The following is a 15,390-nucleotide window of genomic DNA, read 5'->3' as shown; positions in this document are numbered from 1 at the left end:
CTTAGCATTTCCGCTATTAAGCATTTATCAAACAAGTGCTCACTACGGGAATAAAAAGAATGGTCGAGGATACTTTTTTATCGGCTCATGGAATTAATCGCCGTGACTTTATGAAATTGTGCGCCGGGATGGCCGCAACCCTTGGATTAAGCCAGCATGCCGTGGCCAAGATGGCCACCGCGCTCACCAGCCCCGAGCGGCCACCGGTGATCTGGATAGGGGCGCAGGAGTGTACCGGTTGCACCGAGTCGCTGCTGCGCGCCACCCACCCCACCATCGAGAACCTGATCCTCAATACCATTTCGCTGGAGTATCACGAGGTGCTCTCGGCGGCCTTCGGCCATCAGGCCGAAGAGAACAAGCACAATGCCATCGAACGCTACAAGGGCAAGTATGTGCTGGTGGTGGATGGTTCCATCCCGCTTAAAGATGGCGGCATCTACTGCATGGTGGCCGGTGAACCCATCGTCGACCATATTCGCCGCGCGGCTGCCGATGCGGCTGCCGTCATCGCCATCGGCTCCTGCGCCGCCTGGGGCGGGGTGCCCGCCAGCGGCGGCAACCCGACCGGTGCCGTCAGCCTGGAAGAGGCCCTCGGCAACCTCGGCACGCCGATTATCAATATCCCGGGCTGCCCGCCCAATCCCCACAACTTCCTCACCACGGTCGCCTACTACACCACCTACGGCAAGCTGCCGGCGCTCGATGCCAAGAAGCGGCCGCTGTTTGCCTATGAGCGGCTGATCCACGAAAACTGCGAGCGCCGCCCGCACTTCGATGCCGGCCGTTTCGCCAAGGAGTTTGGCGACGAGGGCCACCGTCAGGGCTGGTGTCTCTACCATCTTGGCTGCAAGGGGCCGGAGACCTACGGCAACTGCTCGACCCTGGAGTTCTGCGACGTGGGTGGCGGCATCTGGCCGGTGGGCATCGGCCACCCCTGCTACGGCTGCAACGAGCAGGGAGTGGGTTTCAGCAAGGGGATCTTTCAGCTCGCCAAGGTGGAGAATCCCACCCCGCGGGTGAACAAGCCCGACGTGGCCATCCAGGAGGGAGGACACATGTCGCCCACCGCCACCGGCCTTATCGGTGGGGCGCTCGGGGTGCTGGTCGGGGTGAGTCTGATGACGGTGCGCGAGCTCGGTCGCCAGCAGAAGCGCCATGAAGCCGGGCAGCACACCTCACGGGAGGAGTGACCGTGAACAGACGCAATTTCCTCAAATTCGCCTCCGTCGGTGCGCTGGCGGCGGGCACCACCGTCTCCGGCACTGCCCTGGCGGCGGCCGAGAACAAGCCGCCCATTCCCGGCGCACTCGGCATGCTCTACGACTCCACCCTCTGCATCGGCTGTCAGGCCTGCGTGGCGGAGTGTCAGCGCCTCAACGGCAACCCGGCCAATCCGGCCGGGGAAGCGACCTGGTCCAACAACGACAAGCTGAGCCCCTACACCAACAACATCATTCAGGTGTGGAAGAGCGGCACGGGTGAGCACAAGGATCAGCTGGTGGATGGCTATGCCTACATCAAGAAGCAGTGCATGCACTGTGTCGATCCCAACTGCGTCTCCGTCTGCCCGGTGCAGGCGCTGACCAAGGATCCCAAGACCGGCATCGTCCACTACGACCCGGACGTCTGCACCGGCTGCCGCTACTGCATGGTGGGCTGCCCGTTCGACGTGCCCAAATATGACTACGACAACCCGTTCGGGGCGATCCACAAGTGCGAGCTCTGCAACCAGAAAGGGCTTGAGCGCATCGATCAGGGCAAGTTGCCCGGCTGCGTGGAGGTGTGCCCCACCGGCGCCGTCATCTTCGGCACCCGCGAGGCGCTGATGGCCGAGGCCAAGCGCCGGCTGCTGGCAACGCCGGGCAGCGAATATGCCTATCCGCGCCAGACCTTCAGCGCCAACGATCCCTACCTGCATGAAGTGCCCAACTACCAGCCTTACGTCTATGGCGAGAAGGAGGGGGGCGGCACCCAGGTGCTGGTGCTGGCCGGGGTGCCCTACACCAAGCTCGATATGCCTGACTTGCCGGAGCTCTCCTCCGGGGCGCGCTCCGAGCACATCCAGCACACCCTCTACAAGGGGATGGTGCTGCCGCTGGTGGTGCTGACCGGGCTGTCGGTGCTCATTCGCCGCAACACCAAGGACCATCAGGATGGCGACGATCATGACTCGCACGCGGGCCATGACAAGCAATCGGGAGGCAAGGATCATGACTAATCACAAGGCACATCCGCTGGGGGGCAGGCTGGTCAGCTGGCCGGTCATGGTGCTGGCGCCGTTCGTCATCCTGTGCGGCATGCTGATCCTCAAACGCCTCATCTTCGGGCTGGGCTCGGTCACCGATCTCAACGGCGGCTACCCCTGGGGGCTCTGGATCTCGTTCGATCTGCTGATCGGCACCGGTTTCGCCTGCGGCGGCTGGGCGCTGGCCTGGGCGGTCTACGTCTTCAATCGGGGCGAGTATCACCCGCTGGTGCGGCCGGCCCTGCTGGCGAGCCTGTTCGGCTATTCCCTGGGCGGCCTCTCCATCACCATCGACGTCGGCCGTTACTGGAACCTGCCTTACTTCTACATTCCGGGTTTCTTCAACACCTCCTCGGTGCTGTTCGAGACGGCGGTCTGCATGACCATCTACATCGGGGTGATGGCGCTGGAGTTTGCCCCCGTGCTGATGGAGAAGTTCGGCTGGAAGGTCTCCCTTGCGCGGATCAACAAGGTCATGTTCTTCATCCTGGCGCTGGGGGCCCTGCTGCCCACCATGCACCAATCCTCCATGGGATCCCTGATGATAGTGGCGGGAGAGAAGATCCATCCGCTCTGGCAAAGCTACGAGCTGCTGCCGGTCTTCTCCTTGCTCACCGCCTTCATCATGGGCTTCTCCATCGTGGTGTTTGAAGGCTCCCTGGTGCAGGCCGGGCTGGCGGGGCGCGGCCCTAACGAGAAGCCGCTCTTTTACAAGCTGACCCAGGTGATCGACATCTTCCTGATCCTGTTCGTGGCGCTGCGCTTTGCCGAGATCGTCATCAACGACAAGTCGGAGTACCTCTCCCAGTGGGATCGCTACGCCTTGATGTTCTGGAGCGAGATCGCGCTGATGATCTTCCCGCTGCTGGTGTTCCACTGGGACAAGAGCCGCCGCGATTCGCGCATGTTGTTCCTGGGGGCCCTCAGCATGCTGCTGGGCGCCGCCCTCTGGCGACTGGATTACTCCCTGCTCGCCTTCAACCCCGGCAATGGCTACCACTACTTCCCCTCCGCGGCGGAAGTGCTGATCTCCTTGGGCTTCGTCGCCATCGAGGTGTGTGCCTATTTGCTGCTGATCCGGCTCTTGCCGGTACTGCCATCACTTGAACGTGTTCACCAAGATTATCAGGCCCGAGGGAAAGCCAACGTATGAGCCAACGTATCACCATAGACCCCATCACCCGCATCGAGGGTCACCTGCGTATCGACTGTGAAATCGAAGGCGGCGTCGTCACCAAGGCCTGGTCATCCGGCACCATGTGGCGCGGGATGGAGGAGATCGTCAAGGGCAACGACCCGCGCGATGCCTGGATGATAGTGCAGCGCATCTGCGGGGTGTGCACCTCCATTCACGCCATCGCCTCGGTGCGGGCGGTGGAGAACGCCATCGGCGCCAAGGTGCCGGTCAACGCCCAGTACATCCGCAACCTGATCATTGCGGCCCACAACATTCACGATCACATCGTCCACTTCTATCAGCTCTCTGCGCTGGACTGGGTGGACATCACCGCGGCCCTTGAGGCCAATCCGCAAAAAGCGGCCGACCTGCTCAAGGGGATATCGACCTGGTCCCTCAACAGTGCCGACGAGCTGACCAAGGTGCAGGACAAGATCCGCGCCCTGGTGACGAGCGGCCAGCTCGGCATCTTCGCCAACGGCTACTGGGGCCACAAGGCGATGAAGCTGAGCCCGGAGGTAAACCTCATCGCCGTGGCCCACTACCTGCAGGCACTGGAGTGTCAGCGCGATGCCAACCGCATCGTCGCCATCCTCGGCGGCAAGACTCCCCACATCCAGAACCTGGCGGTGGGCGGGGTGGCCAACCCCATCAACCTGGACGCCCCGAGCGTACTCAACCTGGAGCGGCTGCTCTACGTGAAGAGCTTTATCGACCGGCTCGGCGAGTTTATCGAGCAGGTCTACAAGGTGGATGCCGCCATCATAGCCGCGCACTACCCCGAGTGGCTGAACCTGGGGCAGGGGGCCAAGCACTACCTGAGCGTGCCGGAGCTGCCCACCGACGGTGACGGCGGCAGCTTCCTGATGCCGGGTGGCTACATCGAAAACGGCGATCTGGCCGGCTATCGTCCCATCGAGAGCCATCAGGATGCCTGGCTGATGGATGGCATCGCCGAGAGCAACAAGCACGCCTGGTACAAGGATGACGCTCCCCTCAAACCCTGGGAGGGCAAGACCGAGCCCAACTACACCGGCTGGCAGGATGATGGCAAGTACTCCTGGGTCAAATCCCCCACCTTCTACGGCAAGGTGGTGGAGGTGGGGCCGCTCGCAGACCTCTTGGTCAAGCTCGCCGCCAAGCACCTGGAGACGGTGGCGCACTTCGATCAGCTCAACGGCCTCTACAAAACGCTCACCGGTTCAGCCATCAAGACCGAACAGCTGCACTCCACCCTGGGCCGCATCATCGGCCGGGCGGTGCGCTGCTGCGTGCTCAAAGACACCCTGTCCCATCAGTGGAAGGCGCTGGTGGACAACATCGGCAAGGGGGATTTCAGCGCCTACATCAAGACCGAGATCCCGGCGGATAAAGAGTTTCGCGGGGTGGGCTTTGAAGAGGCGCCGCGTGGCATGCTCTCCCACTGGATCGTCATCAAGGGCGGCAAGATCGAGAACTATCAGGCGGTGGTGCCATCGACCTGGAACTCGGGCCCGCGCAACTTCAACGACGAACCCGGTCCCTACGAACAATCCCTGGTGGGCACCCCGGTGGCCGACCCCGCCAAGCCGCTGGAGGTGGTGCGCACCATCCACTCGTTCGACCCCTGCATGTCCTGCGCAGTCCATGTGGTGGATACCCAGAGCGGCGACGTGACTCAGGTGAAGGTGCTGTGATGAACACCCTGATCCTGGGCGTGGGCAACCTGCTGTTGAGTGACGAGGCCGTCGGCGTGCGCATCGTCGAGGGGCTGGAGCGCGACTACCGCTTCGCCCCCGGCATCGAGCTGCTCGACGGCGGCACCGCCGGCATGGAGCTGCTCGAAGCGATGGCCAGTCGTGACCACATCATCTTGGCGGACGCGGTGCGCAGCGGCAATCCGCCGGGTACCGTGGTGACCCTGAAAGATGAGGAGATCCCGACCCTGTTCGGCCGCAAGATCTCCCCCCATCAGCTGGGGCTGGCGGACGTGCTCTCGGCGCTGCACATGACGGGGGAATCCCCCAAGCGGCTCACCCTGATCGGTGTCGAGCCCGGATCCCTCGAGCCCCGCATCGGCCTCACCCCCGTGGTGGCGGCGGCGCTGGGGGAGGCGACGGATCGGATCCTGACCCTGCTGGCCAGTCTGGGAGCACCCGCCATCCCGCTCTCTGAGCAGGAGAAGGCCGAGCGAGCGCGGGAGGGCGTATGGCGCAATCCATTGTGAATGAGGCAGTGAACGAAGCCGCAAAAGAGCCGGCGCAGGAGTTTAGCGGTTTTGCCACCAATCCCGCGCCGCTGCTGGTTGCCCAGTACGAGCGGATCGCTCGCGAAGAGATGCAGGCGTTGCCCTTCTATCACCCGGCCATGCCCATAGTCGCAGAGTGCACCCTGTTTGAAGGACAGTGGCTCGGCTGCGTGCTCACCCCCTGGATGTTGAGCGTGGTGGTGCTGCCGGGGCCGGATCAGCTCTGGCCAGTGCGCAGCAGCAGCGATCGGCTCGCCCTGCAGCTCCCCTGCGGCAACCTGACCTTTATGGTAGGGGCATTGCCCGAGACGGGGCAGTTGCTGGCCTGCTCGCTCATGTCCCCCATCGACCCGCATCTGGGGGCCAACGAGGGGCGCGCGCTGGTGAGCAGCACCCTCAAGATGCTGCTTTCGCTTCCGGTGCAGCAGGGGGAGGGCGGCGTGAACTTGAGCCGGCGCCGCCTGTTCAGCGGCCGGCGCGGCGACCCTGTGGGCGACACCCAGCGCTAGGTCTCATCTGCAATCAGGTTTAGAATAGGGGCCGTTTTGGCCCCTCACTCGCTTCTGTCGTGCCCCTGTTTTTTGGGTAGTGAGTGGTAAAACGAACAAGGGATCTTATGACCATTCAATGCTTTGGCTGCCATTCAGGCAGCAACACCACCCGCCGCAAAGGCCTCTCTGCCACGGCGGCCGCCTTGCTGGCCCTGCTCTCGGGCGGTTTCTCTTTCGCCGCGCTGGCTGCCCAGCCCGTCCCCGCCGAACTCAAGCTCGCCATCGGCAGTGAGCCCACCGAAGGGTTCGACCCGCTGCTTGGCTGGAGCCACGGCAGCTACCTGCTGCTGCACAGCCCGCTGCTCAAGCAAAACGCCGACCTTAGCTGGCAGAACGTGCTCACCCAAGCGGTGACTCCGAACCAGGATGGCAAGGGGTGGCTTATCCGCCTCAAGCCGGATCTGACATTCTCCAACGGCGCGCCGCTCACCGCCGAAGACGTGGCCTTTACCTACAACAGCGCAGCCAAGGGCGGCGGCAAGATCGACATGGGCAACTTTGTCTCGGCCAAGGTGCTCTCGCCTACCGAGGTTGCCATCTCTTTAAGCGCCCCCCAGAGTACCTTCGTCAACGTGTTGGGATCGCTTGGGATAGTGTCGAAGCGGGATTACGATCCCAAGCGCTATGCCCGCCATCCGGTCGGCGCCGGCCCTTACCGGCTGGTGAGCTTCCTGCCCGGCCAGCAGCTGGTGGTGGAGGCGAACCCCTATTACGCCGGCGGCAGCAATGACTTCAAGCGGCTGGTGTTTGTCTTTATCGATGAAGAGAGCGCCTATGCCGCCGCCCAGAGCAGCCAGCTCGACCTGGTGCGCATCGCCCCCTCGCTGGCGCCTACCGTGCCTGCCTCCCTCAAGCTGTGGGTGCGGCCAAGTGTGGAAAACCGCGGCATCGTCTTCCCCATTCCGCCGGCGGGCGGCAAAGATGCCAAGGGTTATCCCATCGGCAACGACGTGACGTCGGACGTGGCGGTGCGCCGCGCCATCAACTATGCCATCGACCGCCAGCTGCTGGCTGACCAGCTGCTGGAAGGGCACGCCATCCCCGCTTACAGCGCGGTAGAGGGCTTGCCCTGGCTAAACAAGGCCACCGCTTTCAAGGATGGGGATGCGGCCCATGCCAACGCCCTGCTCGACGAAGCGGGCTGGCAGATGGGCAGCGACGGCGTTCGCCACAAGGGCGGCCTGCGCGCCGCCTTTACCCTCTGGTACACCAGTGGCGACAGCACCCGCCGGGATCTGGCGGAAGCGGTGCGCGCCATGCTCAAACCCATCGGCCTCGAGGTGAGCCTCAAGTCCGGCAGCTGGGAGCAGGTGGAGCGGGAGATGCACGCCAATCCGGTGCTGATGGGGTGGGGGAGTCTGGATCCCATGGAGCTCTATCACCACTACCAGAGCGGCTCCGGTGGGGTGGAGTTCTACAATCCGGGCTACTACAGCAACCCTGTGGTGGATGGCCACCTCAAGCAGGCGCTGGATGCCCCGAACTGGCAGGCGGCCGTGCCGTTCTGGCAGCAGGTGGAGTGGGATGGCAAGAGCGGCGCCGGGGTGCAGGGTGATGCCGCCTGGGCCTGGCTGCTCAATGTGCAGCACACTTATCTCGCCAACCGCTGCATCGACCTTGGCAAGGGGGCGCCGGAAATCCACGGTAGCTGGTCACTGCTCAACAACCTGCAGGATTGGCGGTGGACGTGCCGCTAAGTTCGCCCTTGAGTCATTCAGGTTATCTGTTGCTAAAAGCCCTGCTGCGTCTGGCAGGGCTGTTATGTCTGGTCTCGGTCGCCACCTTTGTGCTGCTGAGTTACTCCCCCATCGACCCCATCAAGGCCTATATCGGCAACGATCTGCTCCATGTGCCGCCGGAGCAGTACGCCCGCATCGCCGCCCGCTGGGGGCTGGATCAGCCGCTCTGGCTGCGCTACTGGCACTGGTTCAGCCAGGTGCTGCGGGGGGATCTCGGTTACTCCATGCTCTACAACGCACCGGTGGATGAAGTCATAGGCCAGCGCTTTGCCGCCTCCTTCCTGCTGCTGGCGGGCGCCTGGCTGCTCTCCGGTTTTTTCGGGATTTTGCTGGGCCTCTGCGCCGGTCGCTATCTCAATCGCTGGCCCGATCGCCTGATTTGCCGTTTTGCCTACCTGCTCGCCTCCCTGCCCACCTTCTGGGTCGGTCTCTTGCTGCTGGCGCTGTTTGCGGTGCACTGGCCGCTGCTGCCGGTCTGCTGCGCCTGGACGCCGGGGCTCGCTGCCGATGAGGCGGATTGGGCCATGCGGTTGCGTCATCTGTTGCTGCCGGTCACAACCCTGGCCCTGCTGGGGCTTGGCAATATCGCGCTGCACACCCGGGAGCGGGTGGCCGAGGTGCTGGCGAGCGATTTTATTCGCTATGCCCGCGCCCAGGGTGATGGCGGCTGGCCCATGCTGCGCTTTCACGTGCTGCGCCACGCTCTGACGCCGGCGCTCTGCCTGCAGTTTGCCTCCCTCGGTGAGCTGATTGGCGGATCGCTCTTGGCAGAGAAGGTCTTCTCCTATCCGGGGCTCGGGCAGGCCACCGTGGATGCGGGACTCAGGGGGGACATTCCCCTGCTGATGGGAATCGTGCTCTTCTGCACCCTGCTGGTCTTTTTGGGCAATACGGCGGCGCGGATGCTGCTGGCCCGCATCAATCGGGGCTGGGAGGGTGTACATGCTGTTTAATCCGCTCCCCTCCTTGCTGCGTCTTGGCTTTGCGCTGATCTGCCTGCTGCTTCTGGCCAGCTATGGTTGGAGCCTCTCTCATCAGGATGTGCCGATGGATCTGCTGGCTCGCCAGCAGCCACCCTCGCTGGTTCACTGGTTCGGGACCGATCAGATGGGGCGGGACCTCTGGCTGCGGGCCTTTCAGGGCACCCTCACCAGTCTCGAACTGGGGATCAGCACGGCCCTGTGCAGCGGCCTGCTGGCCATGGTGGCGGCCAGCCTCTCGCTTATTCATCCCAGGTGCGATACGGCGGTGCGGCTGGTTATCGACGCCATGCTGGCGCTGCCCCATATGCTGCTGCTGATCCTCATCTGCTTTACCGTGGGTGGCGGTATGCGCGGGGTGATCCTGGCGGTGGCACTGACCCACTGGCCCAAGCTGGCGCTCATTCTCTGCGCCGAGGCGCGGCGGATCGCCTGCAGCGACTATGTGGTGCTGGCCCGCTGTCAGGGGATGGGGGCGCTGCGTCGCTGGCGCATCCACCTGCTGCCGGGGCTGTTGCCCCAGTGGTTTATTGGCACCTTGCTGATGTTTCCCCATGCGGTGCTGCACAGCGCGGCCTTGAGCTTTCTCGGCTTTGGCCTGGCGGCCCACGAGGCCTCGCTGGGCCTGCTGCTGGCCGATGCCCTGCGTTATCTGGCCGGTGGCGGCTGGTGGCTGGCCCTCTTCCCTGGGTTGATGCTGCTGACATTGGTTTTACTGTTTGATCAGGCTACCCGAGCACTGCAACAACTCTGGTTTGGGTTTGGGGGAGATACATGCTGAGCTTCGACCAAGTGACCATAGAGGCGGCCCACTACTCCTGGCTGGGGCGGCGCAGCTGGCGGCCGCTGTTGACCGATATCAGCCTGCAACTGGCGCCGGGGGAGATAGTGGCGCTGGTGGGGGGGAGCGGCGAGGGCAAGAGCCTGCTGCTGCAAAGCGCCCTGACCCTGCTGCCGGACAACCTGCGCATGCGCGGCGCTATCTCTCTTGATGGCACGCCTCTGTGCGATGCCAGTAGGGCCCGTCTGCGCGGCCACACCCTCTGCTATGTGCCGCAGGGGGTGAACGCCCTCAATCCGTTGCTGACGGTGGAGCGTCAGCTGGGCCGTGCGGCGCGTCTCTGCGGTCAGAGCGGTTCCCGCGAGCGGCTCGGCCAGCAACTGCTGCGCTACCAGCTGCCCGCCGCCACCCTGGACAGCTATCCGCGCCAGCTTTCCGGCGGCATGGCCAAGCGCATTCTGGCCTGCACCGCGGCCCTTGGCGGCGCTCGCTACATTCTGGCGGACGAGATCACCGCCTGGCTCGACGAAGGGCTTGCCTGCCAGCTGCTCAGCCAGTTGCGTGAATTGGCCAATCAGGGCAGCGGTATCCTCTGGGTGACCCACGATCTGGCGCTGGCGGCCCGTTTTGCCGATCGCATTGTGGCGCTGCATCAGGGGCAGGTGAGCGACACCTTGAGCTGCCACCATCTGCGTCAGGGGCAGGGGAGCGAGATGCTCCGTGCCCACTGGCAGGCGCTGCCGGAGTTCAACGCGCTCTTCTCTGCGCCGGAGGTTTCCTGATGCTGGAACTACGAAATCTCACCATTGCCCAGGGGGAACGCTCCCTCTGGCAGGGGTTGTCACTGACGGTGAAAGCGGGCGAGCGGCTTGGCATCTCCGCGCCTAGCGGTTATGGCAAAACCACCCTGGGGCGGGTATTGGCCGGTTGGCAGCCTGTTGGACCTGGCGGGCAGATCCTGCTGGATGGGCAGCCTGTGCCTGAACAGGTAAAAGGTTATAACCCTATCCAGCTGGTGCCCCAGCACCCGGAACTCACCTTCAATCCCTATCGCACCACAGGGCAGGCGATCTGGGATGTATGGCGTCCCGATGACGCCATGCTGGCCCGTTTTATGGTCAAGCCTGCGTGGCTCAGTCGTAAACCCGGCCAACTCTCCGGCGGTGAGCTGGCCCGCATCGCGCTGCTGCGCGCCCTCGATCCCCGCACTCGTCTGCTGATTGCCGATGAGGTGACTGCCCAGCTGGATCCGCAAATTCAGCGCCAGCTCTGGCGGGAGTTGATGGTTGAGTGCGAGCAGCGTGGACTGGGCATGGTGATCTTCAGTCACCAGCAGGCGCTGCTGCGCCAGATCTGTCATCGGGTGCTGCGCTTTGGCGAGATGCAGCCCGAATCTGGGGAGCTGACCGAAAGCACGGCTTGACGGTTAGTTCCCCCCTCATCCCCAGCCCTTCTCCCGCAAGGGGAGAAGGGAGCGGAAGGTGTCATCTCACCACGCTCAGGGTTTAGGGTTTGGAGAATCTCGGGGTTTGAAAATATGGCTGGTTGTTATGCTCGGAGCTCCCCCTGAGGGGGTTTAGGGAGTTGTATTGTTGCAGCATGCTGTCGGCATCCACGAACCGGTTCCCTCTCCCTGGGGAGAGGGCCAGGGTGAGGGGACGCGAGTGTGAGGCGCTGGCCATTCGAGACAGATAGCACGGCTGACAAGGTTCGCGGATAGCAGATAAAAGAGAGGGAGGCATCAGCCTCCCTCTCTTTTTACCTATTGCTATCAGCGGCGTTTAACCGGTTGATTTCAAGCACTGGCCAGCCAGTTGAGCCAGGCATCCATCCCTTCACCGGTAGTGGCGCTGACCTGGATCACCTGAATATAGGGGTTGACCCGTTTGGCGTTCTCGATGCAGCGGGCCACGTCAAAGCTGACGTAGGGCAGCAGATCGATCTTGTTGATCACCATCAGCTGGGCGGCGGCAAACATGTCCGGGTATTTCAGCGGCTTCTCTTCCCCCTCGGTGACGGAGAGGATCGCCACCTTGTACTTCTCGCCGAGATCGAAGCTGGCGGGGCAGACCAGATTGCCCACGTTCTCGATAAAGAGGATGCCCCCTTGATTGGCGGGCAGCTGGTGGCAGGCGTCGTGAACCATTTTGGCATCCAGATGGCAGCCCTTGCCGGTGTTGATTTGCACGGCAGGGACACCGGTGGCACGGATGCGATCCGCATCGGCGCTGGTCTGCTGATCCCCTTCGATCACGGCGCATGGGCGCTTGTCGGCCAGCTGGCGCAGGGTTTCGCACAGCAAGGTGGTTTTGCCTGAACCAGGGCTAGAGACCAGATTGAGCACCAGCTGGTCGGCGGTTGTGAAGTGCTCGCGGTTGTGGGCGGCCAGCGCATTGTTCTTGGCCAGCACATCCATCTCGATGGCGATCAGCTGGCGCTGCCCCATGCCGGGGACCGACAATCCCGCTTCCCCTTTGCCGTAGTGCAGATCACCCTGCTGATGGTCATGGTCATGGTCATGGTCATGCTCATGGCTGTGGTCATGGGGATGAGCGTGGGAATGGCCGTGGTCATGATAGTGGGCATGTTCATGATGATGGTCGTGGGGGTGATCATGGTGGTGATCGTGTGGGTGATCATGCCCCTCATGGCTTATGGGAGCCCGCACCCCGTGGTAGTGGTGATGGACATCCCCCTGATGGTGGTAGTGGTGGTGAATGATCAGAGTACGCGGTGCGCTCTGCTCGTGGTCATGATGGTGATGGGCGTCATGAGCATGATGATGGTCGTGCTCATGACCATGTTCATGGTGATGTTCATGAGCATGTTCGTGATGATGCTCATGATCGTGCTCATGATCGTGCTCATGGCCGGCGATCCGCGCCTGGCCGCATCCGCATACGCTACACATATCAACTTACCTCGATGTCGGTGATGCGCAGGCTATCGCCCTGCGCGACTCGTAATTTGTATCCGCCACACTCGGGACAGGCCTGCCCGCGCTCGGTGAGGGTGACTGTCTTGTTACAGTCGTAACACCAGGCCTCTGCCGCCTGGTGCTGAAAGTGAAGTTGGGCCCCCTCGACGGCGGTGCCCTTGGCGGCCGCCTCGAAACAGAAGGCAATGGTGTCCGGGTCGACGCAGGAGAAGCTGCCGACCTCGAGCCAGAGGGCGGTCACCTTGGTAAAGCCCCGCTGGGTGGCCTGCTCGGCTGCCAGATCGATGGCGGCCATGGCCAGAGACATTTCGTGCATGGTGGCTCCTTAACCGATATGGGGAGGAGCAGTGACTCCTCCCTGTAATTGACGGAACGGCATGGCCGCTCAACAGATCCGCGGCAGCAGCTCCCCTTGCGGCAGCTCCAGATAACGGCGGCTGCCCCAGGGGTTGTTGAGGATCACCTTGTGTCGCTCGCTCGCCTGCACCACGCCGATCTGGCTTGCCGCGGGGTTGAATTGCCGCAAGATGCCCAGTGCGTCCTGCGCCTGCTCGGCAGGCAGGGCCAGCACCATGGTTCCCTCGTTGGCGAGATCATGGGGCTCGAAACCGTAGAGCTCGCACAGGCCGCGCACCGGATCGCACACCGGAATGGCGGACTCCTCCAGCTCGATGGCAACACCGGAGGCGCTGCTCCACTCGTTGAGCACGGCGGCAAGGCCACCGCGGGTGGCATCGCGCAGGGCGTGAGGGGTAATGCCCGCCTGCAGCAGCGCTTCTACCTGCGGCCAGAGGGTGGTGCAGTCGCTTTTCAGATCAGATCCCAGTTGCAGGGCGTCACGGGCCATCAGGATACAGGCGCCGTGGCTGCCGATATCCCGCGACACCAGGATGGCGTCACCGGCCTTGAGGCTCCGCACCGAGATGCCCCGGCTTTGCTCAGGCAGCGGGAAGGTGCCGACCCCGCTGGTGTTGATAAAGATCTTGTCGGCAGCCCCCTTGGGCACCACCTTGGTGTCGCCGCAGACGATACGGGCGCCGCTTTTGGCAAGTTCAGCCGCCATCGACTCGACGATGCGGGCGAGATCGGCGTAGGGGAATCCCTCTTCGATGATAAAGCTGCAGCTCAGATACTCGGGTTTGGCCCCCATCATGGCGAGATCGTTGACCGTGCCGGCGATAGCCAGTTTGCCGATATCGCCCCCCTCGAAGAAGAGCGGCGAGACGGTAAAGCTGTCGGTGGTGAAGGCAACGGGGCCGTTTACCGGCAGCAGGGCGGCATCTTCACCGCGCAGCAGGATCTCGTTGCCAAAGTGGCGAAAGAAGAGCTGGTTGATCAGCTGGTTCATCTCGACGCCGCCGCCGCCGTGGCTTAACTGAATTTCTCTCATTGGATCCCCATATATCGGTAGTAGGCATTGCAGGCCCCTTCGGAGCTGACCATGCAGCTGCCCATGGGCTGGGTCGGGGTGCAGCCCCGGCCAAAGACTTTGCACTGGTTCGGTTTGGCCAGGCCGCGCAGGATATCGGCGCACTGGCACGCCTTATGGTCATCGATGGGAGTCTGATTGAGCGCGAAGTGGCGCTCCGCATCGCGCTTGGCAAAGGCATCGCGCAGGCGCAGGGCGGAGGCGTTGATATCCCCCAGACCTCGCCAGCGAAAGTGCTCGCGGGTCTCGAAAAAGCGCTCGACCAGCCGCTGGGCGGCTTTATTGCCGCTGGCGGTGACGGCGCGGCTGTACTGCACCTCCAGCGCATAGCGACCCTCCACCTTCTGGCGCACCATCATCAAGAGCGCCTCCATCACATCCACCGGCTCGAAGCCGCTCACCACCACAGGCACCTGATAGCGATCGACGATAGGCAGGTAGATATCGGCGCCGGTGATGACGCTGACGTGAGAGGGGCCGATAAAGGCGTTCACCTTGGCCACCCCGTCGGCCATCACCGCATGAATGGCGGGCGGCACCAGCACATGGTTGATATGAAACAAGAGGTTCTCAATCCCCTCAGCTTCAGCCGCTGCCAGCAAGGCGGCGGTCATGGGGGTGGAGGTCTCGAAACCGATGGCGAAGAAGACCACGGTTTTCTCCGGATTCTCTTTGGCGATACGCAGGGCGTCGAGGGGGTCATAGACCGGGCGGATATCGCTCCCCTTGGCCCGCTGCTGGGCCAGCGTGCCTTTGGAGCCCGGTACCCGGATCATATCCCCCAGGGTGACCAGAATGACATTCGGTTGACTCGCCAGCTCGATGGCCTGATCGATGCGCTCTTTCGGCATGATGCAGACCGGGCAGCCGGGGCCGTGGACAAACTCGATGCTGGCGGGCAGCAGTTGGTGCAGGCCGTACTTCATGATGGTGTGGGTATGGCCGCCACACACCTCCATCACCCGCAGCGGTTCGGGCAGATCTTTGGCCAGTTCATTAATTTGGGCGGCGAGGGCGCGGATCACCTCGGGCTGGCGAAAGCCCTGGAACAGGTCATTCAAGGTCAGCATGGCAAGATATCCTGTTTGGGCATCAGGGCCACCATCTGGCGGAAGCTCTCGAGGCTGGCCTGCGCCTCCTCTTCGTCAATCTTGCTCATCACAAAGCCGATATGGAGCAGCACATAGTCGCCAATGTTGAGAGGCTCTTCGAGCAGCATGCAGCTGACGCGCCGCTGCACCCCAAGGGTGTCGACGGTGACGCAGTTGTCTTCGGGGTGCAGCTGCACCACCTGAGAGGGGATGGATAGACACATGAATT

At 63.1% G+C, this 15,390-nt stretch carries 17 protein-coding genes; 12 read left to right on the top strand and 5 right to left on the bottom strand.

Features of this window, described 5'->3' with window-relative positions:
* Positions 1–59 precede the first annotated feature (59 nt).
* The 11 genes from hybO (at position 60) to OKC29_RS18420 (ending at position 11,126) form a co-directional block, all read left to right on the top strand.
* Positions 60–1,193 carry a hydrogenase 2 small subunit gene (gene hybO / locus OKC29_RS18470; protein ID WP_073350602.1) on the top strand — a complete coding sequence of 378 codons (1,134 nt, stop codon included), beginning with the start codon at positions 60–62 and terminating at the stop codon, positions 1,191–1,193.
* A 2-nt stretch (positions 1,194–1,195) separates the two neighbouring features.
* Positions 1,196–2,221: a hydrogenase 2 operon protein HybA gene (gene hybA, locus OKC29_RS18465; RefSeq protein ID WP_073350601.1), complete on the top strand. Its 1,026-nt coding sequence runs from the start codon at positions 1,196–1,198 to the stop codon at positions 2,219–2,221.
* Positions 2,214–3,401 carry a Ni/Fe-hydrogenase cytochrome b subunit gene (hybB, locus tag OKC29_RS18460; RefSeq protein ID WP_073350600.1) on the top strand — a complete coding sequence of 396 codons (1,188 nt, stop codon included), beginning with the start codon at positions 2,214–2,216 and terminating at the stop codon, positions 3,399–3,401. Before hybA ends, hybB begins: the two co-directional genes overlap by 8 nt.
* On the top strand, positions 3,398–5,101 hold the full coding sequence (gene hybC / locus OKC29_RS18455) for a hydrogenase 2 large subunit (protein WP_073350599.1): 1,704 nt from the start codon (positions 3,398–3,400) through the stop codon (positions 5,099–5,101). Before hybB ends, hybC begins: the two co-directional genes overlap by 4 nt.
* The gene (locus OKC29_RS18450; RefSeq protein WP_073350598.1) at positions 5,101–5,631 is read left to right on the top strand and encodes a HyaD/HybD family hydrogenase maturation endopeptidase; all 531 of its coding nucleotides are present in this window, start codon (positions 5,101–5,103) and stop codon (positions 5,629–5,631) included. The genes hybC and OKC29_RS18450 overlap by 1 nt, the downstream gene beginning before the upstream one ends.
* Positions 5,613–6,161, top strand: a complete 549-nt coding sequence (gene hybE / locus OKC29_RS18445) for a hydrogenase-2 assembly chaperone (RefSeq protein WP_073350597.1) — start codon at positions 5,613–5,615, stop codon at positions 6,159–6,161. The genes OKC29_RS18450 and hybE overlap by 19 nt, the downstream gene beginning before the upstream one ends.
* 107 nt (positions 6,162–6,268) lie before the next feature.
* A complete protein-coding gene (locus OKC29_RS18440; protein ID WP_073350596.1) occupies positions 6,269–7,900 on the top strand; it encodes an ABC transporter substrate-binding protein in 1,632 nt (543 codons plus the stop codon).
* A complete protein-coding gene (locus tag OKC29_RS18435) occupies positions 7,885–8,895 on the top strand; it encodes an ABC transporter permease (RefSeq protein WP_073350595.1) in 1,011 nt (336 codons plus the stop codon). The genes OKC29_RS18440 and OKC29_RS18435 overlap by 16 nt, the downstream gene beginning before the upstream one ends.
* Positions 8,885–9,703 (top strand): ABC transporter permease, encoded by an 819-nt coding sequence (locus OKC29_RS18430; RefSeq protein WP_073350594.1) that lies wholly within the window; start codon positions 8,885–8,887, stop codon positions 9,701–9,703. The genes OKC29_RS18435 and OKC29_RS18430 overlap by 11 nt, the downstream gene beginning before the upstream one ends.
* Entirely contained in the window at positions 9,697–10,485 is a 789-nt protein-coding gene (locus OKC29_RS18425) for an ATP-binding cassette domain-containing protein (RefSeq protein WP_073350593.1), read from the top strand. The genes OKC29_RS18430 and OKC29_RS18425 overlap by 7 nt, the downstream gene beginning before the upstream one ends.
* Entirely contained in the window at positions 10,485–11,126 is a 642-nt protein-coding gene (locus OKC29_RS18420) for an ATP-binding cassette domain-containing protein (RefSeq protein WP_073350592.1), read from the top strand. Before OKC29_RS18425 ends, OKC29_RS18420 begins: the two co-directional genes overlap by 1 nt.
* A gap of 372 nt (positions 11,127–11,498) precedes the next feature.
* Here the strand turns inward: OKC29_RS18420 and hypB are convergent, their stop codons facing one another.
* Complete coding sequence (gene hypB / locus OKC29_RS18415; protein ID WP_196780194.1) at positions 11,499–12,359, bottom strand: hydrogenase nickel incorporation protein HypB; 861 nt, start codon at positions 12,357–12,359, stop codon at positions 11,499–11,501.
* Here hypB and OKC29_RS18410 point away from each other — a divergent pair.
* The gene (locus OKC29_RS18410) at positions 12,246–12,638 is read left to right on the top strand and encodes a hypothetical protein (protein ID WP_242897940.1); all 393 of its coding nucleotides are present in this window, start codon (positions 12,246–12,248) and stop codon (positions 12,636–12,638) included. The two genes, hypB and OKC29_RS18410, sit on opposite strands and share 114 nt — an antisense overlap.
* Here OKC29_RS18410 and hypA read toward each other — a convergent pair.
* The 4 genes from hypA to OKC29_RS18390 form a co-directional block, all read right to left on the bottom strand.
* Positions 12,616–12,957: a hydrogenase maturation nickel metallochaperone HypA gene (gene hypA / locus OKC29_RS18405; RefSeq protein ID WP_005333346.1), complete on the bottom strand. Its 342-nt coding sequence runs from the start codon at positions 12,955–12,957 to the stop codon at positions 12,616–12,618. The genes OKC29_RS18410 and hypA overlap by 23 nt on opposite strands.
* A 69-nt stretch (positions 12,958–13,026) precedes the next feature.
* A complete protein-coding gene (gene hypE / locus OKC29_RS18400; protein ID WP_073350590.1) occupies positions 13,027–14,031 on the bottom strand; it encodes a hydrogenase expression/formation protein HypE in 1,005 nt (334 codons plus the stop codon).
* Positions 14,028–15,140 (bottom strand): hydrogenase formation protein HypD, encoded by a 1,113-nt coding sequence (hypD, locus tag OKC29_RS18395; RefSeq protein ID WP_073350589.1) that lies wholly within the window; start codon positions 15,138–15,140, stop codon positions 14,028–14,030. The genes hypE and hypD overlap by 4 nt, the downstream gene beginning before the upstream one ends.
* The gene (locus OKC29_RS18390) at positions 15,134–15,385 is read right to left on the bottom strand and encodes a HypC/HybG/HupF family hydrogenase formation chaperone (protein WP_043819819.1); all 252 of its coding nucleotides are present in this window, start codon (positions 15,383–15,385) and stop codon (positions 15,134–15,136) included. Before OKC29_RS18390 ends, hypD begins: the two co-directional genes overlap by 7 nt.
* Positions 15,386–15,390: the final 5 nt, after the last annotated feature.

Origin of the sequence: Aeromonas sp. QDB34 (assembly GCF_027705405.1) — a bacterium.
Lineage (GTDB): Bacteria > Pseudomonadota > Gammaproteobacteria > Enterobacterales > Aeromonadaceae > Aeromonas > Aeromonas hydrophila.
Note: the sequence above shows the minus strand (reverse complement) of the source record. Positions and strands in the feature narration are given on the sequence as shown.

What these genes read in the sequence shown, in the direction of transcription:
- hybO (WP_073350602.1), top strand. Translation starts at nt 60, where the DNA reads ATGGTCGAGGATACTTTTTTATCGGCTCATGGAATTAATCGCCGTGAC.
- hybB (WP_073350600.1), top strand. Translation starts at nt 2,214, where the DNA reads ATGACTAATCACAAGGCACATCCGCTGGGGGGCAGGCTGGTCAGCTGG.
- hybC (WP_073350599.1), top strand. Translation starts at nt 3,398, where the DNA reads ATGAGCCAACGTATCACCATAGACCCCATCACCCGCATCGAGGGTCAC.
- OKC29_RS18450 (WP_073350598.1), top strand. Translation starts at nt 5,101, where the DNA reads ATGAACACCCTGATCCTGGGCGTGGGCAACCTGCTGTTGAGTGACGAG.
- hybE (WP_073350597.1), top strand. Translation starts at nt 5,613, where the DNA reads ATGGCGCAATCCATTGTGAATGAGGCAGTGAACGAAGCCGCAAAAGAG.
- OKC29_RS18440 (WP_073350596.1), top strand. Translation starts at nt 6,269, where the DNA reads ATGACCATTCAATGCTTTGGCTGCCATTCAGGCAGCAACACCACCCGC.
- OKC29_RS18430 (WP_073350594.1), top strand. Translation starts at nt 8,885, where the DNA reads ATGCTGTTTAATCCGCTCCCCTCCTTGCTGCGTCTTGGCTTTGCGCTG.
- OKC29_RS18425 (WP_073350593.1), top strand. Translation starts at nt 9,697, where the DNA reads ATGCTGAGCTTCGACCAAGTGACCATAGAGGCGGCCCACTACTCCTGG.
- OKC29_RS18420 (WP_073350592.1), top strand. Translation starts at nt 10,485, where the DNA reads ATGCTGGAACTACGAAATCTCACCATTGCCCAGGGGGAACGCTCCCTC.
- OKC29_RS18410 (WP_242897940.1), top strand. Translation starts at nt 12,246, where the DNA reads ATGGGGATGAGCGTGGGAATGGCCGTGGTCATGATAGTGGGCATGTTC.
- hypA (WP_005333346.1), bottom strand. Translation starts at nt 12,957, where the DNA reads ATGCACGAAATGTCTCTGGCCATGGCCGCCATCGATCTGGCAGCCGAG.
- hypE (WP_073350590.1), bottom strand. Translation starts at nt 14,031, where the DNA reads ATGAGAGAAATTCAGTTAAGCCACGGCGGCGGCGGCGTCGAGATGAAC.
- hypD (WP_073350589.1), bottom strand. Translation starts at nt 15,140, where the DNA reads ATGCTGACCTTGAATGACCTGTTCCAGGGCTTTCGCCAGCCCGAGGTG.
- OKC29_RS18390 (WP_043819819.1), bottom strand. Translation starts at nt 15,385, where the DNA reads ATGTGTCTATCCATCCCCTCTCAGGTGGTGCAGCTGCACCCCGAAGAC.